At 59.3% G+C, this 17,793-nt stretch carries 16 protein-coding genes; 7 read left to right on the forward strand and 9 right to left on the reverse strand.

Annotated elements, in window-relative coordinates; all coding sequences use genetic code 11:
• Positions 1-26: 26 nt before the first annotated feature.
• The 3 genes from ACXAH0_RS17480 to ACXAH0_RS17490 all read right to left on the reverse strand — a co-directional run bounded on the left by ACXAH0_RS17480 (position 27) and on the right by ACXAH0_RS17490 (position 4,136).
• Complete coding sequence (locus ACXAH0_RS17480; protein WP_475193443.1) at positions 27-2,231, reverse strand: putative bifunctional diguanylate cyclase/phosphodiesterase; 2,205 nt, start codon at positions 2,229-2,231, stop codon at positions 27-29.
• Positions 2,232-2,802: 571 nt separating this feature from the next.
• Complete coding sequence (locus ACXAH0_RS17485) at positions 2,803-3,429, reverse strand: CoA transferase subunit B (RefSeq protein ID WP_475177414.1); 627 nt, start codon at positions 3,427-3,429, stop codon at positions 2,803-2,805.
• An 11-nt stretch (positions 3,430-3,440) separates the two neighbouring features.
• Positions 3,441-4,136 carry a CoA transferase subunit A gene (locus ACXAH0_RS17490; RefSeq protein ID WP_475177418.1) on the reverse strand — a complete coding sequence of 232 codons (696 nt, stop codon included), beginning with the start codon at positions 4,134-4,136 and terminating at the stop codon, positions 3,441-3,443.
• 305 nt (positions 4,137-4,441) lie between these two features.
• Here ACXAH0_RS17490 and ACXAH0_RS17495 point away from each other — a divergent pair, with 305 nt between their 5' ends.
• On the forward strand, positions 4,442-4,687 hold the full coding sequence (locus ACXAH0_RS17495; RefSeq protein WP_475177422.1) for a DUF6460 domain-containing protein: 246 nt from the start codon (positions 4,442-4,444) through the stop codon (positions 4,685-4,687).
• A 24-nt stretch (positions 4,688-4,711) separates the two neighbouring features.
• Here the strand turns inward: ACXAH0_RS17495 and ACXAH0_RS17500 are convergent, their stop codons facing one another.
• From ACXAH0_RS17500 to ACXAH0_RS17520, 5 genes are all read right to left on the reverse strand, one after another.
• The gene (locus tag ACXAH0_RS17500; RefSeq protein ID WP_475177426.1) at positions 4,712-5,536 is read right to left on the reverse strand and encodes an ABC transporter permease; all 825 of its coding nucleotides are present in this window, start codon (positions 5,534-5,536) and stop codon (positions 4,712-4,714) included.
• On the reverse strand, positions 5,533-6,462 hold the full coding sequence (locus ACXAH0_RS17505) for an ABC transporter permease subunit (RefSeq protein WP_475193448.1): 930 nt from the start codon (positions 6,460-6,462) through the stop codon (positions 5,533-5,535). Before ACXAH0_RS17505 ends, ACXAH0_RS17500 begins: the two co-directional genes overlap by 4 nt.
• 9 nt (positions 6,463-6,471) lie before the next feature.
• Positions 6,472-7,629: an ABC transporter ATP-binding protein gene (locus ACXAH0_RS17510; RefSeq protein ID WP_475193454.1), complete on the reverse strand. Its 1,158-nt coding sequence runs from the start codon at positions 7,627-7,629 to the stop codon at positions 6,472-6,474.
• Between the two features lie 78 nt (positions 7,630-7,707).
• Positions 7,708-8,802 (reverse strand): polyamine ABC transporter substrate-binding protein, encoded by a 1,095-nt coding sequence (locus tag ACXAH0_RS17515; protein WP_475193457.1) that lies wholly within the window; start codon positions 8,800-8,802, stop codon positions 7,708-7,710.
• A 149-nt stretch (positions 8,803-8,951) separates the two neighbouring features.
• A complete protein-coding gene (locus ACXAH0_RS17520; RefSeq protein ID WP_475193461.1) occupies positions 8,952-10,340 on the reverse strand; it encodes a glutamine synthetase family protein in 1,389 nt (462 codons plus the stop codon).
• A gap of 157 nt (positions 10,341-10,497) precedes the next feature.
• On the opposite strand from ACXAH0_RS17520, the gene ACXAH0_RS17525 reads away from it, so the two are divergent.
• From ACXAH0_RS17525 to ACXAH0_RS17550, 6 genes are all read left to right on the forward strand, one after another.
• Positions 10,498-11,226 (forward strand): GntR family transcriptional regulator, encoded by a 729-nt coding sequence (locus tag ACXAH0_RS17525; RefSeq protein WP_475193464.1) that lies wholly within the window; start codon positions 10,498-10,500, stop codon positions 11,224-11,226.
• 158 nt (positions 11,227-11,384) lie between these two features.
• On the forward strand, positions 11,385-12,791 hold the full coding sequence (locus ACXAH0_RS17530; protein WP_475193468.1) for a glutamine synthetase family protein: 1,407 nt from the start codon (positions 11,385-11,387) through the stop codon (positions 12,789-12,791).
• Positions 12,792-12,830: 39 nt separating this feature from the next.
• Positions 12,831-14,225, forward strand: coding sequence for an aspartate aminotransferase family protein (locus tag ACXAH0_RS17535; protein WP_475193470.1), 1,395 nt, complete (start codon positions 12,831-12,833; stop codon positions 14,223-14,225).
• A 212-nt stretch (positions 14,226-14,437) separates the two neighbouring features.
• Positions 14,438-14,608, forward strand: a complete 171-nt coding sequence (locus ACXAH0_RS17540) for a hypothetical protein (RefSeq protein ID WP_475193472.1) — start codon at positions 14,438-14,440, stop codon at positions 14,606-14,608.
• A 101-nt stretch (positions 14,609-14,709) separates the two neighbouring features.
• Entirely contained in the window at positions 14,710-15,417 is a 708-nt protein-coding gene (locus ACXAH0_RS17545; RefSeq protein ID WP_475193474.1) for a response regulator, read from the forward strand.
• A 3-nt stretch (positions 15,418-15,420) separates the two neighbouring features.
• Complete coding sequence (locus ACXAH0_RS17550; protein ID WP_475193477.1) at positions 15,421-17,055, forward strand: HAMP domain-containing sensor histidine kinase; 1,635 nt, start codon at positions 15,421-15,423, stop codon at positions 17,053-17,055.
• 95 nt (positions 17,056-17,150) lie between these two features.
• Here ACXAH0_RS17550 and ACXAH0_RS17555 read toward each other — a convergent pair whose 3' ends face one another.
• Positions 17,151-17,690, reverse strand: a complete 540-nt coding sequence (locus ACXAH0_RS17555) for a DUF934 domain-containing protein (protein WP_475193481.1) — start codon at positions 17,688-17,690, stop codon at positions 17,151-17,153.
• Positions 17,691-17,793 lie beyond the last annotated feature (103 nt).

The following is a 17,793-nucleotide window of genomic DNA, read 5'->3' on the forward strand; positions in this document are numbered from 1 at the left end:
AATAGCAAGCGCAGTTGCTTATGGTATTAGCCGGTCTCCGCAAGGTGCGGTGTGCCGGACTGGGTCTTGGCGGCCGGCAAATCGTAGCGCGGGCTGCCATCGGGATTGGTCGTCAGCAGCCAGGCGTCGAAATGCTCGGCCAGCATGGGCCGGGCATGAAGGAAGCCCTGCGCAATACTGCAGCCATGCTCTGTGAGGAAATCCTGCTGTTCGCTGGTCTCCACGCCTTCGGCGACAACTTCATAATCCAGGCTTCTGGCCATGGCCAGGATGGTCTGGACAATGGACCGACTTTGCAGATCACTGGCAACACCGCTGACAAAGCTGCGGTCGATTTTAAAGGTGTTGAACTGCAGGCGCTGCAAATGGGCGAGGCTGGAATAGCCGGTGCCAAAATCGTCAATGGCAAAGGTGATCCCTGCTTCCAGCAGCGGCTTTGTGGTGGCGGACACCCGCTCCGGATCGGCCATGGCCACAGTCTCGGTCACTTCCAGCTGCAACAGCTCGGCCGGAAAGCCGGTAAAGTCCAGAATGTCGAGCACACGCGTGGCAAAACCAGGTTTTTCCAGCTGACGGATCGACACATTGACCGCCAGCGGGATGCGCTGGCCATGGTCCAGCCAGGTGCGCCCCTGAACACAGGCCAGCTCCAGCACCCGGTCGCCGAGCCGCGTGATCAGATCGCTCTCCTCGGCCACCTCGATGAAGACACCTGGGCCCAGCAGGCCCTTTTCCGGATGTTCCCAGCGGGCCAGCACCTCCGCGCCGACCACCGTGCCGCTGGCACAGTCGATCTTGGGCTGGAACACGATGCGGATCTCGTCCCGCAGCAAGGCTTTCTTGAGCTCGGCTTCCAGGCGGATACGTTCGCCGGAACGTGTGTCCCGCTCGATCTCATTGTAGAAACACGCCCTGTTCCCACCCGTGCGCTTGGCGGCATACATGGCAATGTCCGCATTTTTCAAGATGGCGGTATAGTCCTCGCCGTCATCGGGATAGGTGGACACGCCGATACTGGCCCCAACCGTCATGGTCAGACCGTGGATCTCCAGCGGCTGCTCGATGCAATGCACCAGCTGCTCTGACAGCAGATAGACATTTTTCATCCCCTCTTCGGCTGGGATAAGCACGGCAAATTCGTCGCCGCCAAGCCGGGCCACCAGCGGCTGGATGTCCCCCTTCCGGGGCTCTCCCGTTTCCGGGTCCTGATCCAGCGGCGCAGGCAACGCAAGCGAGACACAGCCATTCGCCGACTTGAGCAAACGCCGCAGCCGCGAGGCGATTTCCTTCAAAAGCGCATCCCCGTGGTCATGTCCATAGCTGTCATTGACCCGCTTGAACCGGTCCAGATCGATGAACAGGATCGACATGCGGTTCTGCGTGCCATCAGCGCGGATCTGGTTCTTGGTGAAATGCTGGCGGAAATGCTCTCGGTTGGAGAGTTTCGTGACCGAATCCACAAAGGCGAGTTCATGGATGCGCGCCATGTTGTTGCGGATCGTAGCGACCATATCCCGGTACGCCCGGGCGAGACCCCCGATCTCATCCTGACGTTCCACAGGAAACGGCGCATCGAAATTGCCCGCGCTCACTGTATGGGCGGTCTGGGTCAGTTCCTTGATCGGCCGGACGAAGTTCTCCGCAAAATGCACGGTGACGGGAACGCAGAAGACCAGCAGCACCAGCGTGATGACAAAATTGCGGCTCCATATGGTGAAGAGCATGCCTTCGGCCGGGGCCCGCTTGACTGCAACAAAGGCCACGCCCAGCAATGTGCCGTTGGAAATGTCGCGGACGGGAAGAGCGATCTGGATCCGGTCCCGGGACTGGTGCATCCGGGTTTCGCCGGTCTTGTAGACCTCTGCAACAAGCGGCTGCTGCTGCCGCTCGTCGAAATAGCTGGTTGCCGGGTCGCTGTCGATGGTCACCGAACGGGCCGGATCATGCACCTCAGCCAATTCCACCACACCGCTTGAGGCGATGCTTTCCAGCTCCTGCTCCAGAATGAGATAGTGGTGGTTGATCAGGTGCGGCACCGCCAGCCGGCTGACGGTAGCGCCGATGGCCCTTGCATCCGATACAACCCGCTGCTCTTCATCGCGCAGGTCCAGATAGCTTGCAACCATGATCATGACGACCGACAGGGCCAGAAACAACCCTGCGACAAGTATTACAAATCGGCTGCGCAGGCTCGGAAGCCAGGACGACAGGACTTCCAAAAGTTTTTCCATGGCTCTCGGCGTTCCTGGCACGGCTGACCCCTTTTGAAAACTGCGATAATTTACTGAGAAAGTCTTGCAACCGGGTTGATCAGCACCTTCTGAATTGCCGTCAATTCGTAAACGTTGAAGTGTTCTTTAGCTGGAAAAGCTTCCATGGCGGAATCTAGGAGCCGGTGAGCCCATTTTGCGGGTTTTATCGGATTTATTCACAGGTGAGAGGGTCTGTTTTGTTAACTTTTTCCCATGTCATTTATACGTATAAGGCCCGATATGACACACCTTCGCTTAAAGCGTTAAATTTAGATTTGTAAAACCGGAGATATTTCAGCCGCTAAAAATCGATTTTTACGTATTTGTTTTGATTAAATTGATAAAATACTATCCAATCTGTCCGAAAACACGCACCATCCAGCATGTCTTTCAGGGTATTTTGGCCATCAGCCCAGGCCATGAAACGGCAAAGGCACCATTCCTGGAATGATGCCTATCAAAGGTCCGGACAAAAATCGGGACCCGCATATCTCTGCCGGAAAAACGGGGAAGCCCAGTCAGCGCTTCCCCCCAATTTACCGGATCCGGGTCAGACGAGGGTTGCCTGCGTCTTTTCCTTTACCTCTTCCAGCGTCACATCCGGAGCCAGCTCGACCACTTTCAGGCCGCCCTCCACGACGTCAAAGACACCGAAATTTGTGATAACCCGGTCAACACATTGCACTCCGGTCAGCGGCAGGGTGCAAGCTTTCAGCAGCTTCGGATCACCCGCTTTGGAGGTGTGATCCATGATCACCACGACCCGCTTCACACCGGCGACCAGATCCATGGCGCCGCCCATGCCTTTCACCATCTTGCCCGGGATCATCCAGTTGGCAAGATCGCCGTTCTCGGCCACTTCCATCGCCCCCAGGATGGACAGGTCGATATGCCCCCCGCGGATCATGCCGAAGCTGTCGGCAGAGGAAAAGTAGCTGGTTTGCGGCAATTCGGTAATGGTCTGCTTGCCCGCATTGATGAGGTCGGCATCAACCTCGTCATCGGTCGGGAACGGGCCCATGCCCAGCATGCCGTTTTCCGACTGCAGGGCGACATGCACCCCTTCCGGAATGTAGTTGGATACCAGCGTCGGAATGCCGATGCCCAGGTTCACATAGAACCCATCTTCAAGCTCTTGCGCGGCGCGCTTCGCCATATCATCACGAGTCCAGGCCATGATGTATCTCCTCAGGCTGCGCGCGTGGTGCGCTTTTCAATGCGTTTTTCGTGATTGCCGACAATGATGCGGTCGACGAAGATCCCGGCGGTGTGGATGTTGTCCGGGTCAAGCTCACCGATCTCGACCAGCTCTTCCACTTCCACGACGCAGACCTTCCCGGCAGTTGCCATCATCGGATTGAAATTGCGGGCAGTCTTGCGGTAGACGAGATTGCCTTCCTTGTCCGCTTTCCAGGCCTTTACCAGAGAGACATCGGCGACCAGACCGGTCTCCATGATGTAGGTTTCCCCGTTGAAATCCTTGTGCTCCTTGCCTTCGGCAATGAGCGTGCCGACACCGGTCTTGGTGTAAAAGCCGGGAATTCCGGCCCCGCCGGCGCGGATGCGCTCGGCCAGCGTGCCCTGAGGGTTGAATTCCAGCTCCAGCTCGCCGTTCAGATACTGTTTTTCGAACGTGGCATTTTCACCCACATAGGACGACACCATTTTCTTGATCTGGCGCGTTTGCAGGAGCAGGCCAAGGCCGAAATCGTCCACGCCCGCATTGTTGGAGATCGCCGTGATGTCCTTGGCGCCCGTTTCCCTGAGCGCAACGATCAGGTTCTCCGGAATGCCGCAGAGGCCGAACCCGCCAGCCATCACCGTCATGCCGTCAAAGGTCAGCCCGTCAAGGGCGGCCTTTGCGTCCGGGTATATCTTGTTCATGTTTCACTCCCAGTTAGGACCGCATGGTGCGTGCCGCGCACATTCGCCGCTTGGTGCATTGCGGTCAAGGGATCATTGTCGCATTGCAGCGAAAAACATGACTACCGCGTCACTCACGCAAAGAAGAGGCAATAAAACACACGTAGCCAGCGGCAAGACAGGCCTTCCGCATCGCAACGGGTTCGTTTTTTGCAAGGTGTTTATGGTTTTTAAATGCTTAAAGCCAAGACTAGATCTGACCGGGCAGGAGCAAATCAGTCCCTGCTATCTTCTGCCGCACGCCACAAGTGAAAGACCCGCATCCCGTGTACCCATTTTGGCCGACCCTGATCAAGATCGCCATCTTTTCCCTGCTTGTCGGGGCCGGGCTGTCCTTTCTCGACATCACGGCGGAAGACATACTGGCCTCGGCCGGTCTGAGCCCGCTGCAGCTGTGGATCTATCTGCTTGAATTCCGCGACTGGGCGATCCCGAACATGATCCTGGGCGCATTCATTGTCGTGCCGGTCTGGCTGCTGATCTACCTGGTGCGCCCGCCCCGTGCAGGCTGATACCAGCGGGCCTTTCCCATTTCGCTACCCGTCTGCCCCGAATGCCGCTCGTTCGTCCCGCTCCCGCTGGGCCTGCTGGCGCCTGGTCACAATGGATGCGGCGATCACCCCAAGCGTGACCAGCCCCACCAGAATGGTGCAGACAGCATTGATTTCCGGTGTGACCCCAAGCCGCACCTGGGAATAGATCTTCATTGGCAAGGTTGTCGCACCGGGACCGGTGGTGAAGCTGGCGATCACCAGATCGTCCAGAGACAGGGTGAAGGCCAGCATCCATCCGGCAATCACCCCTGGCAGGATGACCGGCAAGGTGATCAGGAAAAAGGTCTTGACCGGCGGGCACCCCAGATCCTCCGCCGCTTCCTCGATCGACTTGTCGAAGCCGACCAGACGCGACTGCACAACGACAGCGACGTAACACATGGCAAAGGTCGTATGGGCCAGCATCACGGTCCAGAACCCCCGTGCCGTGTCCATGGCCACAAAGAGAAGCAGCAGCGACAGTCCGAGAATGACTTCGGGCATCACCAGCGGCGCGAAGATCATGCCGGAAAACAGCGAGCGGCCGGCAAACCGCCCGGAGCGCACCAGAACCAGCGCGGCCAGAGTGCCGAAGACGGTTGCGATGGTCGCCGACGTGAAGGCCACCCGCAATGTGACCCAGGCCGCATCCAGCAATTGCTCATTGTCGAGCAGGGACACATACCATTTTGTTGAGAACCCGCCCCACACCGTCACCAGACGGCTGGCATTGAAGGAATAGATCACCAGCAGCACGATCGGCAGGTAAAGAAACGAAAATCCGAGCACCAGCGAGGTGATGTTGAACCAGGTCGGGCCGCGCGTCATCCGTCTTTCTCCGCCATTTTCTGCTGCTGGTTCTGGAACAGAACGATGGGGATCACCAGGATCAGCAGCAGGATCACCGCCACGGCCGAGGACACCGGCCAGTCCCGGTTGTTGAAGAACTCAACCCACAAGGTCTTGCCGATCATTAGCGTGTCGGACCCGCCCAGCAGATCGGGAATGACAAACTCCCCCACGGCCGGAATGAAGACCAGAAAACACCCAGCGATGATCCCGGGCAGAGACAGCGGCACGGTGATCTTCCAAAAAGCTTTCCAGGGCGGGCAGCCGAGGTCTTCAGCCGCTTCCAGCAAGCTGCCATCCAGCCGTTCCAGGCTGGCGTAGAGCGGCAGTACCAGGAAAGGAAGATAGGAATAAACGATACCGATATAGACGGCAATGTTGGTGTTCATGATGACCAGCGGCTGGTCAATCACCCCGAGCATCATCAGAAACTGGTTCAACAGTCCCTCATTCTTCAAGATGCCGATCCAGGCGTAGACCCGGATCAGGAAGCTGGTCCAGAAGGGCAGAATGACCAGCATCAGAAGCGTTGGCCGCCAGCCTTGCGGACTTCTGGCCATGCCATAGGCAATCGGATAGCCGATCAACAGGGTCAAAACGGTGGAGATCGCCGCGATGGTGACCGAGGACACATAGGACTTCCAGTAGAGGTCGTCCTCGGTCAGCCAGATGTAATTGTCCAGGGAAAAGGCGGCGAGATTGTCCTTGAAGGCTTGCCAGCCCTCTCCCAGATCGAAGGTCGGCAGATAGGGCGGAATGGCAATCGCCACTTCCGACAAAGAGATTTTGAAGACGATCAGGAAGGGCGCCAGGAAGAAGATGAACAGCCAGAGATAGGGTACGGCGATCAACAGCCCCCCCCCCAGGCTTCTTCTTGGCGGTGCGGCGATGTGTTCCTCGTCCATCAACCCCTCCTATCGCGTCAGAATGACACCGGCGTCCCGGTCAAAGCTCAGCACCACGGGATCGTCCCAGTTGATCGGGTTTTCGACCAAGCGCGACACGTTGGCAAACGTCGCCCGGAGCGTGTCCCCGTCGTCTTCGCCCACCTTGGAATGGATGATCGAGACGTCACCGAGATAGGCAATGTCCCAGACGATACCGCCGATCTGGTTGACCTGGCCGGGCTCAGCCGTGCCCTGTTTGATCCGCATCTTTTCCGGACGGATCGCATACCAGACCGTGTCACCGACCCCGGCCGCCGTCGTCTGGTCGCACTCAATGGCCAAGCCGTCGTGAACAGCGACCATTTTCGTGCCCTCCGCAGAGGTCTCTGACACCTTGGCCTCGATCAGATTGACGTCACCGATAAAGTCGGCGACGAATTTTGAGTTGGGCGCTTCGTAGATTTCAGCCGGTGTGGCCACCTGGACCAGTTCACCCTTGTCCATTACGGCAATCCGGTCGGCCACCGTCATGGCCTCTTCCTGATCATGGGTAACAATCAGGAAAGTCATCTTGAGATCTTCCTGCAGCGCCATCAGTTCGAACTGGGTTTCCTCGCGCAGCTTGCGGTCCAGCGCGCCCAGGGGCTCGTCCAGCAGCAGAACCTTGGGCCTTTTGGCAAGCGAGCGGGCCAGGGCCACCCGCTGGCGCTGGCCTCCGGACAACTGATGCGGCTTGCGTTTGGCAAATTGCTCCAGCTTGGTCAGGCGCAGCATCTCCGCGACCCGGTCTTCGATCTCCTGCGCAGGCACCTTGTCCTGCTTCAGGCCAAAGGCGATGTTCTTTGCCACATTCATATGCGGAAACAGCGCGTAGGACTGGAACATCATGTTGGAGGGCCGCCGGTAGGGCGGGATGCCGGCCAGATCCTGCCCGTCCAGAAAGATCTGCCCGGATGTGGGCGTCTCGAAGCCGGCCAGCATACGCATCAAGGTGGTCTTGCCGCAGCCCGACCCGCCCAGAAGCGCAAAAAACTCGCGTTCATAGATTTTCAGAGAGAGGTTCCTGACCGCCGTGAAGTCCCCGAACTTCTTGGTAACATTGCGGAACTCAATAAAGGGTGGGTGGTCCGGACTTTCCCAGGGACTGAACTCCCGCCGCACCGGTCCAATCGATTTCTTCGCCACTGTGATCCCCTACCCCAAAAGAGACGTGCCAAGAAAAGGGCCGGACCGCTTGAGGCTGCCCGGCGCTGTTGCTTGTCCTTACTGACCGCTCTTGACCGCAGTCCAGGTCCGGGTGACGACCCGGTTCACCTTTGGCGGATATGCCGTCACGGTGTAAAGGTTCTTCATCGCCTCTTCAGAGGGGTAGATGGCCGGATCGCCGATGACATCATCGTTCAGGAACTCCTGCGAGGCCTTGTTGCCATTGGCGTAATAGACATAGTTGGAGGCTTTCGCCATCACTTCCGGCTTCATGATGTAGTTGAGGAATTCAAGCGCTTCCTCCTTGTGCGGAGCATCTGCCGGGATCGCCATCTGGTCGAACCACATCAGCGCGCCTTCCTTCGGGATGCTGTACTCAACGGTCACGCCATTGTCAGCCTCGGCCGCCCGGTCGCGGGCCTGAAGCACATCGCCGGACCAGCCAAGCGCCAGGCAAATATCACCATTGGCGAGCGCATTGATATACTCAGAAGAGTGGAATTTCTGGATATAGGGCCGGATCTTCGTGAGCAACTCGCCAGCCTTCTTGATATCCGCCGGGTCCTTGCTGTCCGGGTCAATGCCAAGATAGTTCAGGGCAGCCGGAAACACTTCCGTCGGCGCGTCCAGCATGAACACACCGCAGTCCTTTAGTTTCGAAATGTTCTCTTCCTTGAACACAAGGTCCCAGCTGTCCACGGGCGCATCATCGCCAAGGATCGCCTTGACCTTGTCGACATTATAGCCGAGGCCGGTGGTGCCCCACATGTAGTTGATGGAATACGCGTTGCCCGGATCGTATTTCTCGACGCGCTCCTCGATATCCTTCCACATGTTCTTCAGGTTCGGCAGCTTGGACTTGTCCAGCTTTTCAAAGACACCGGCCGTGATCTGGCGTGACAGGAAACTGCCGGTCGGCACGACGACATCATAGCCCGTCCCACCTGCCAGCAGCTTGGTCTCCAGAACCTCGTTGCTGTCAAAGACGTCATAGACAACCTTGATACCGGTTTCCTTGGTGAAATCTTCCAGGATCGACTCATCGATATAGTCGGACCAGTTGTAGACATTCACGGTCCGGTCCTGGGCATGGGCAACCCCGCCCATGAGGCTGAGGGCGGCGATTCCGGTCAACACACATTTCAAATTCATTCTGGTCTCCCCTCGGAGGTTCGGTGGCAGCCTTTCCGGCCTTGTCCCTGATTGTAAACAGACATTCGGGTCTGCTACGGTCATCTTTCACTGGCAGATTGGCGCTGGGGATCTTGTTTGTCCAGCGCCGATTTTGAGCAGGAAACGCCTCAAAGATAGGTCTGGCGTTCCAGCGAGGAGATCTCCCGCCCGAACTCATTCAACTCCTCTCTTTTGATCTCTGTCAGGACCTTGTGCATTTCCCGTCCCACCGCCTGTTTCATCAGCTTGGAGGCTTCGAACGCGTCAATCGCTTCGTCCATCCAGGGCGTCAGGCGCTTCTTTCTTTTTTCATAGGCATTGCCGGTCACCGGGGCCGGCGGATCTTTCTGCAGCACCAGTCCCTGCATCATGCCGGCCAAAATGCCGGTCAGGACCAGATAGGGATTGGCATCCGCCCCCGCGATCCGGTGCTCCACCCGCGCCGCTTCCGGGCTGGAGGCCGGAACGCGCAGGGCCACCGACCGGTTGTCATAGCCCCAACAGATTGAGGCAGGCGCATAAGAGCCCGGTTGCATGCGGCGGAAGCCGTTGAACGTGGAGATAAACAGCAGCAAGGCTTCCGGCATGGTCTTCAAGAGGCCGTTAATGGCATGCCCCAGACGCTCGGGACCCGTTTCCGGATCGGCAAACAGATTGCCGTTACCGTCTTCCATCGACACATGCACATGCATGCCGTTGCCCGGCCATTCCACGAACGGCTTGGCCATGAAGGAGGCCTTGAGTTCGTGTTTGCGGGCAACCCCGGCCACCAGACGGCGCAGCAGCACTACATCATCGGCGGCCAGCAGCGGATTGCGCCGGTGGTGCAAGTTCAATTCGAACTGTCCGGGTGCGGCTTCGGAGACCGCCGCATCGGCCGGAATGCCCTGCACTTCGCAGGCCTTGCGCAGGTCATCGACCACCGGCAGCAGCGCTTCCAGATCCGACAGCGCATACATGTTCTGACGGGCCGGGCCGAGATGCGTGGAAAAGAGCGGCTTGGGCTGTTCCGTCCAGTCGCCGTCGCTTTCCTGAAACAGGTAGAATTCCAGTTCAAAGGCGCACGTAGCCGTCACCCCGAATTCGGCCTGGAGCCGATCCACCATATTTTCCAGCACATGGCGCGGGTCGGCCAGAAACGGCTGGCCGTCCCGGTCATACATGGACAACAGCACCTGTGCGGTCTTGCGGTCTGTCCAGGGCACCAGCTTCAAGGTTTCCGGGATCGGCCAGCAAACCCCGTCCTTGTCACCGGTTTCCAGATGCATGCCCGTGGCTTCCACTTCCCGCCCCCACACATCCAGCCCGAACAGGGAATATGGAAAGGCAACGCCCTGCTCGAACACTTTCGGCAGGGTCTTGCCCGGCAGCCACTTGCCGCGCAAGACCCCGTTGGTGTCCGGCAAAATAACTTCCAGCGTGTCCAGATCCGGATTGGCAGCGAGAAAGGCATCAAATTCCGTCTTCCATCCCGGCTCCGCCGGATGCTCCAGAATCTGATGGGGAAGCTCGTTCATAAAACCCTGCTTTCACAACTTACGGAGCGCTGCCCGGCAAACCCGGCCCGCCCGCAGCTTTTGTTTGCGTCCTTTTTAAAAATGTGATCACTTTCGGAAAAGCCTGTCAAGGCAGATCGCAAAATCGCAGCGTCCAGATGAAAGGAAGACGGCCGCAATGGCCCGGCAGTCCGACCGCACAAACAGTTCCTCAGGTCCCGCCGAACCTGCGGCGGTGGTGACGATGGCGTCAAAGCGCCGGGAGACAACCCGCGGACAGGTGGATGCAGCCATCCGGGCCGGACTTCTGACGGGACGCTTCATTCCCGGAAAGGCTGTGACCATCCGCGGCCTTGCCGGAGAGCTGGGGGTAAGTCCCATGCCGGTGCGCGAAGTGCTGCAGCGGCTGGCTGCTGAAAACGCCCTGGAAGTGAAAAGCAACGGCCGGGTTCAAGTGCCGGACATGACGCCGGAGCGCTTCGACGAAGTGCTAAAGGCCCGGTTGCTGCTAGAGCCAGAATTGGCGCAACGCGCCCTACCCAACCTTCACAACGCCGATGTGACCACCCTGACGGCCCTTGATGACGAGATCGATAGCTGCATCGACAGCGGCGATGCGGAAGCCTATATGCGGCTCAATCACGCCTTTCATTTCCATATCTACCGGGCGTCCGGGTCCAAGGTTCTGCTGCCTCTGATTGACAGTCTGTGGCTGCAATTCGCCCCCTTCATGCGCACGGTCTACGGACGGGTGGGCACGGCCAGCCTGATCGATCAGCACAAGGAAGCCATCCGCGCGGTTGAGCAGAAAAATATAGCGGCTTTGCGGGCTGCACTTGCCGGGGACATCAGCGACGGCATGGGGCTATTGGGAACTGCCATCTTGAACAGCGCCCGGAACGCTTGATCCGCATTCCACTCCATGTCATTTTGTGATCACAAACTTCTCCTCGACCTCCTGCGCTCTCTGTCCGGTCTGTCCGGCTACTGCCAGGGCAAGGCCGCAGAGTAGATTTGACGGGCGCTCTTTCCAGCCCGATCCGCACCAGACCTTTGGAGCCTGACGTGAGCGATACACCGCCGACAAAAGACAACAAACATGCCATCGATAGTCTGCGCGGTGTCCCGGACGGAGACGCCGCCAAGGACTGGCTGCATGCACGCAATATCGAGGACATAGAATGTATCGTGCCGGACATTGCCGGGGTCGCCCGCGGCAAGATGATGCCGGTTGAGAAGTTCTTTTCCGGCCCGGTCATGACCATGCCTGCCTCGATCTTTGCGCAGACGATTTCCGGCGACTATCCCGATGATGACGACCGGTTTCAGCACAACCCGACCGATGGCGACCTTTATTTCCGGGCCGACTACAGCACGCTGACCACTGTACCGTGGGAGAGCGACCCGACAGCCCAGCTCATTCATGATGCCTATACGCGGGAAGGCGAGCCTGTGGAAACGGCCCCGCGCAATGTGCTCAAGCGCATTTTGAAGCTCTACGAGGCCAAGGGCTGGAAGCCGGTGATTGCCCCGGAAATCGAGTTCTATCTGGTGCGCCCGAACACGGATCCCGACTATCCGCTGGAGCCACCCACCGGCCGCTCCGGCCGCCCGGAAGTGGGCCGCCAGTCTTACTCCATTTCGGCCTTGAACGAATTCGACGACCTGATCGACGACATCTATGATCTTTCGGAAAAACAGGGCCTGGAGATCGACACGCTGATCCATGAGGAAGGTGCCGCGCAGATGGAAATCAACCTGCGCCATGGCGACCCGCTGATCCTGGCCGACCAGGTATTTCTGTTCAAGCGCACCATTCGCGAGGCAGCTCTACGCCATGACATGTATGCCACCTTCATGTCCAAGCCCATGTCCCACCAGCCCGGCTCGGCCATGCATATTCATCAGTCCGTGGTCGATCTGGACACGGGCAAGAACATTTTTTCCGATGAAGACGGTGCGGAAACACCTGCCTTTCTGTCATTCATCGCGGGCCACCAGAGGTTCCTGCCACGTGTGGCCTGCATCATGGCGCCCTTCGTCAATTCCTACCGGCGCTTTTCCAAGACCTCGACCTCGCCGGTTAATGTCTATTGGGGCTATGACAACCGCACGGTCGGGCTGCGCGTGCCCTATTCCAGCCCGGATGCCCGCCGCCTGGAAAACCGCATTCCCGGCTCCGATGCCAATCCCTATCTGTCCATTGCTGCCAGCCTGGCCTGCGGCTATCTGGGCATTGTCAACGGGTTGAAACCCGACGCACCGAAAAAGGACGACTGCACGGAACTGGCCAAGTCCTTGCCGCGCGGCCTGCCCGAAGCGGTGGCCAAGTTCGAGAAATCCGACGAGATGATCGAGGTGTTCGGCGAAAAGTTCGTCGCCACCTACCGGGCGATCAAATACGAGGAATTCGAAACCTTCATGTCCGTGATCAGCCCCTGGGAGCGGGAATACCTCCTGCTCAATGTCTGAGCGGTCCGCTTCCCCCTTTCTTTCTTTGGAGCACCAGCCATGACGGCCCATTCCAACATCTATCCGACCAAGGCCCTGCAGGAGCTTGACGCGGCCCACCACTGGCATCCGTTCTCGGACATGAAGTCTCTCAATGAAGAGGGCAGCCGGATCATCACCAGCGCCGACGGCGTCTGGCTGACCGATTCAGAGGGCAACAGGATCCTGGACGGCATGGCCGGTCTGTGGTGCGTGCAGGTGGGCCATGGGCGCAAGGAAATCGCCGAGGCCAGCTACCGGCAGATGAACGAGCTGGCCTATTACAACACCTTCTTCAAAACGTCCCATCCGCCGGCGATCGCCCTGTCTGAAAAGCTTGCCAAGCTGGCGCCCGATCACATCAACACCGTGTTTTACTGCTCTTCCGGATCGGAGGCCAATGACACCGTGTTCCGCATGGTCCGCACCTATTGGGACAAGATGGGCCAACCGGACAAGAAGGTGATTATCGGCCGCTGGAACGGCTATCACGGCTCAACCCTGGCCGGAACCAGCCTGGGCGGCATGAAAGCCATGCATGCCCAGGGTGACCTTCCCGTGAGCGGTGTCCACCATATCGACCAGCCCTACTGGTTTGGCGAGGGCCAGGACATGAGCCCGGAAGAGTTTGGGCTTGCGTCTGCGAAAAAGCTCGAACAGGCGATTGACGAGATCGGTGAAGACAAGGTTGCCGCTTTCATTGCCGAGCCGATCCAGGGAGCTGGCGGCGTCATCATTCCGCCCGACAGCTACTGGCCGGAAGTCCGGCGCATTTTGAACGAGCGAAACATTCTGTTTGTGGCCGATGAGGTCATCTGCGGCTTCGGCCGGCTGGGCGAATGGTTCGGCTCGACCTATTTCGGCATGACCCCGGACCTGATGCCGATCGCCAAGGGCCTAACCTCCGGCTACCTTCCCATGGGCGGTGTTCTCGTTTCGGACCGGGTCGCGGACGGCTTGATGAAAAGCGGCGACGATTTCAATCACGGCTACACCTATTCCGGCCATCCGGTCTGTGCGGCAGCCGCCCTTGCCAATCTGGAGATCATGGAGCGCGAGGGCCTGGTCAACCGGGTCAAGACCGATATCGGCCCTTACCTGAAGAGCCGCTGGGAGAAACTGGGGGATCACCCACTAGTGGGCGAAGCCCGCATGACCGGCCTCATGGGCGCTTTGGAACTGGTGCCGGACAAACAGGACCTGCACAAAAGCTTCCCGGAGACCGGCACGGTTGGCACACTCTGCCGCGACATTTCCTTTCGGCAAGGCATGGTCATGCGCGCCGTGCGTGACAGTATGATCATTTCTCCACCCCTTGTGCTCAGCCATGAAGAAGCAGACATTCTGGTGGCAACGGCGGAAAAGGCCCTGGATGAAACCTACCGGACCTTGAAAAAAGATGGCTGGCTGGGCTGACCCCGGCCTATCTCCAGACCACACAAGCGCGGGCGGGAGTGTGCCGCCCGCTTGGGTTCCACCCGTCTTTTTTGAAACTGCACAAAATCTGCACATGGCCTGACACGGCCCTGCAAGCCCCTCCGGCAAAAAGGGTCTGTTCCCTGGGGCATTCTGCGGCTGACCCTTTGCCTCAAAGCCCCGCCGACCAACCCGACTGCGAGGTGGCTGTCATGGTTTTGCGCTTGTTCAAGGTCCCGCTCAGGTTCCGCCCCTGCCCCTTTACGCCCTGGTCTGCCGACCGGCTTGCAGAACCGGTGCGCCGCCGCTGGCGCCGGGCTCCAGTTCTGGACCGGACCCTGCCCCGCAGCCTCGCCCGCGATGGCTGGTGGCTGGAAACCTGAGCCAGCCTCGGCTATCTCTTGAGAGAAAGCCGGTTTGGACAGCCCCTGTCATTCAATGGCGTTGCAGCCCGGCAAGGCCAACTTTTCTTCGGAAACGTTCAGTGCAGACCAGAACCATTCTCGTTGTCGATGATGACCCGCATATCCGGGATGTCATCTGTTTCGCGCTCCAGAAAGCCGGCTACAGCCATGAGATCGCCACCCACGGCAAGGAGGCGCTGGACAAGGCTGTCCTGTTCACCCCCGCTCTTGTCATTCTGGATATCGGCCTGCCGGAAATGGATGGTCTTGACGTCTGCCGAGAGCTGCGCAAGACCTCCGACGTGCCGATCCTGTTCCTCTCCGCCCGGGATGATGAAATTGACCGGATCATCGGCCTGGAGCTTGGCGCCGATGACTATGTGACCAAGCCGTTCAGCCCGCGGGAGCTGATTGCACGGGTTGGCGTCATTCTCAAACGCTATGGAGCCCCTGTCTCCGCCGCGTCTACGGACGTGTCCCGGCTTGAGCAAGGATTGATCAGCCTTGAAAAGGAGGAACGGCAGGTGCGGGTCGACGGCAGCGCCATTGGACTGACGGCCATTGAATTCGACATTCTGACCACCTTGATGACCCGGCCCAAGATCGTCTTCACCCGGGACAAGATCCTGGAACAGGCCTACCGGGACAATATTCACGTTTCAGACCGCACCATCGACAGCCATATCCGCAACATCAGAGCCAAGCTCGGAGCAGCCGGCTGCAAGGATGCCATTGAAACCGTCCACGGGGTCGGCTTCCGTCTCGGTCCGTGCGATGCAGCGGGCTGACCTGTGCTGAGCCTGTTCCCCCGCGCGTTCCGGGACCGCTGGCGCCCTCCGCTCAGCCTCGTGATTGCCCTGGTTCTGGCCATCATGCTGCTGGTGCCGCTTGCCGGCATCGTGTTCTTCCGGGTCTATGAAAACCAGTTGATTGAAACAACAGAGGCTGAGCTGATTGCCCAGTCGGCGGCAATCGCAGCAACGACCGCCCAGCTTCTGTCCCAGTCACGGGCCCGTCAGATCCCCCTCGGCCCGGCCCGGACTGCAGCCGCGTCCCCGGAAAGTGGCAGCCCGTCTCCACAAAAGAAAGAGCGGAGTGCTTCCGATCGCCTCAAAGGTGGATGGACACCGCAATTGCCGGTGCTCAATCTCAACAAGACACCGGTCCTGCCAAGCCGGCCAGAGGCACGGCCCGCCTCCTCGCCGGTTGCACGTGTTTATACAAAGGTCGGCAAGCAGCTTGATCCGATCCTGCTTCAGACCCAAAGGCTGACCCTGGCCGGGTTCCGGGTGCTGGACCCCAAAGGCGTCGTGATTGCGGGACGGACCGAAAAAGGCCGGTCGCTCGCCCATGTGATAGAAGTCAAAAGCGCCCTTGCCGGGCGCTATGGCAGCGCGCTGCGCAAACGGGTGGTCAACAATCCCCAGCCGATCTACTCCCTCAGCCGGGGCACCAGCGTGCGGGTGTTTGTGGCCCTGCCGGTGCTGGTCGACGGGCGGGTGGCCGGGGCGGTCTATGCCTCGCGCACGCCGAGCAACATCTTGAAGGAAATGTTCCTGAAGCGGGAAACCGTCTTCTGGGTTCTGGCCTTCATTCTCGGCGCCACCTTCATCGTCGGCGCTATCTTTTCCCGGGGCATTTCCGCGCCGATCAAGGCTCTGACGGAGCGCTCACGCAAAATTGGCCGCGGCGACCGGGACGCGCTTAAGCCGCTGGCCCTTCATGGCAACCGGGAGATCCATGAGCTCTCGCAGAGCATGCTGGAGACGTCGCAAAAGCTGTTTGAGCGCAACGACTATATCAATACCTTCGCCAATCATGTCACCCATGAGCTGAAGACCCCGCTGACCGCCATCCAGGGGGCGGCCGAATTGCTGCGCGATGGCGGCGGGGACCTGACGGAGGCCGAACGGGCAAAATTTCTCGGCAATATCCTGACCGATACGGACCGGGCCTCGCGGCTGCTCAACCGGCTGCGGGACCTTGCACGCGCCGAGAGCGTCCAGATCGGCGGCAATTGCCGGATGGGCAATGTGCTGGAGACCAGCCGCGCCCGATTTCAGGGCATTTCCATCGACATGACAGCCGATTGCCTGCTGCCGCTGTCGGCGGAAAATGCCCGGATCGTGTTTGAAAACCTGATCGACAATTCCCGGCGCCACGGGGCCGACCGGATCGTGTTCATACCGGACCGGTCTGCCGACGGGCTAGTGCTCACGGTCAGGGATACTGGCACCGGGATTTCGCCGGGCAATCAGGATCAGGTGTTTGATCTGTTTTTCACCACCCGCCGCGCCAGCGGCGGCACCGGCATGGGCCTGGGCATCATCCGCGCCCTTCTTCAGGCCCACCACGGCACCATCACCCACGTACCGCAGGACAAGGGCGCCTGTTTCGAAATCCGGTTCTTGCCGGTGCCCAGCTAAGATAAAGCAGCCCCGCACGCTGTGAGGCTGTCACACATATATTGCTGTGCGCATTTCAACCGCGTGAGGGACCCTAGGCAAAACCTGGGAAAGCGCTATTCTGCCGCCACAGCCACATCGCGGACGGAGCGGCGGGCCCAGGGGCGGGTGCCCTCGGGGATTTCGTCCACTGTGCCGACCGGCTGCAAGTATTTGGTAACTTCCGGCCACTCGCCAGCTTGAAGCGCCTTCAGCACTTCCGGCTTGGACAGTTCGAAAGACGACACCCCGCAGCGGCGGGCCAGCGGCACCTGATCCAGGATATAGCTTCCAACCGCGCGGATGTCGCCCTGATACCCGATCCGTTCCCGCAGCACGCGCGCTGCGGAAAAGCTACGGCCGTCCGCAAAGCTCGGGAAGTCGACCGCCACATGAGCCAGCCGGTCCAGATAGGGCTGGATCAGCTCCACATCATCTCCGGCTTCAACCAGAACCGCTGTTTTCCCGGAGCGGGCCAGAAAAGCGTCTGCTGCGTCCAGAAACTGCGTCTGCGGCACCAGCAGATCCGCCTCACCGCTGGCCGTTTGCGCGGCATCTGCCTCTAGCCGGGTCCAGCTTTCTTCGGCGAACTCACCGTCCTTGAAAATCGTGGCCATTCCTGCGTCCTCACATTCCAGAGCATTCCGGTCTCACACAAAGCCCGAGGCTCACTCTAACTCGTTGTTCTTGCGGCAGTTCCGGAGAAAAACCGGTTTTCCC

The sequence above is a fragment of the Roseibium sp. AWQ4_290 genome, assembly GCF_056160985.1.

What these genes read in the sequence shown, in the direction of transcription:
- ACXAH0_RS17480 (WP_475193443.1), bottom strand. Translation starts at nt 2,231, where the DNA reads ATGGAAAAACTTTTGGAAGTCCTGTCGTCCTGGCTTCCGAGCCTGCGC.
- ACXAH0_RS17485 (WP_475177414.1), bottom strand. Translation starts at nt 3,429, where the DNA reads ATGGCCTGGACTCGTGATGATATGGCGAAGCGCGCCGCGCAAGAGCTT.
- ACXAH0_RS17490 (WP_475177418.1), bottom strand. Translation starts at nt 4,136, where the DNA reads ATGAACAAGATATACCCGGACGCAAAGGCCGCCCTTGACGGGCTGACC.
- ACXAH0_RS17500 (WP_475177426.1), bottom strand. Translation starts at nt 5,536, where the DNA reads ATGACGCGCGGCCCGACCTGGTTCAACATCACCTCGCTGGTGCTCGGA.
- ACXAH0_RS17505 (WP_475193448.1), bottom strand. Translation starts at nt 6,462, where the DNA reads ATGGACGAGGAACACATCGCCGCACCGCCAAGAAGAAGCCTGGGGGGG.
- ACXAH0_RS17515 (WP_475193457.1), bottom strand. Translation starts at nt 8,802, where the DNA reads ATGAATTTGAAATGTGTGTTGACCGGAATCGCCGCCCTCAGCCTCATG.
- ACXAH0_RS17520 (WP_475193461.1), bottom strand. Translation starts at nt 10,340, where the DNA reads ATGAACGAGCTTCCCCATCAGATTCTGGAGCATCCGGCGGAGCCGGGA.
- ACXAH0_RS17525 (WP_475193464.1), top strand. Translation starts at nt 10,498, where the DNA reads ATGGCCCGGCAGTCCGACCGCACAAACAGTTCCTCAGGTCCCGCCGAA.
- ACXAH0_RS17535 (WP_475193470.1), top strand. Translation starts at nt 12,831, where the DNA reads ATGACGGCCCATTCCAACATCTATCCGACCAAGGCCCTGCAGGAGCTT.
- ACXAH0_RS17540 (WP_475193472.1), top strand. Translation starts at nt 14,438, where the DNA reads ATGGTTTTGCGCTTGTTCAAGGTCCCGCTCAGGTTCCGCCCCTGCCCC.
- ACXAH0_RS17555 (WP_475193481.1), bottom strand. Translation starts at nt 17,690, where the DNA reads ATGGCCACGATTTTCAAGGACGGTGAGTTCGCCGAAGAAAGCTGGACC.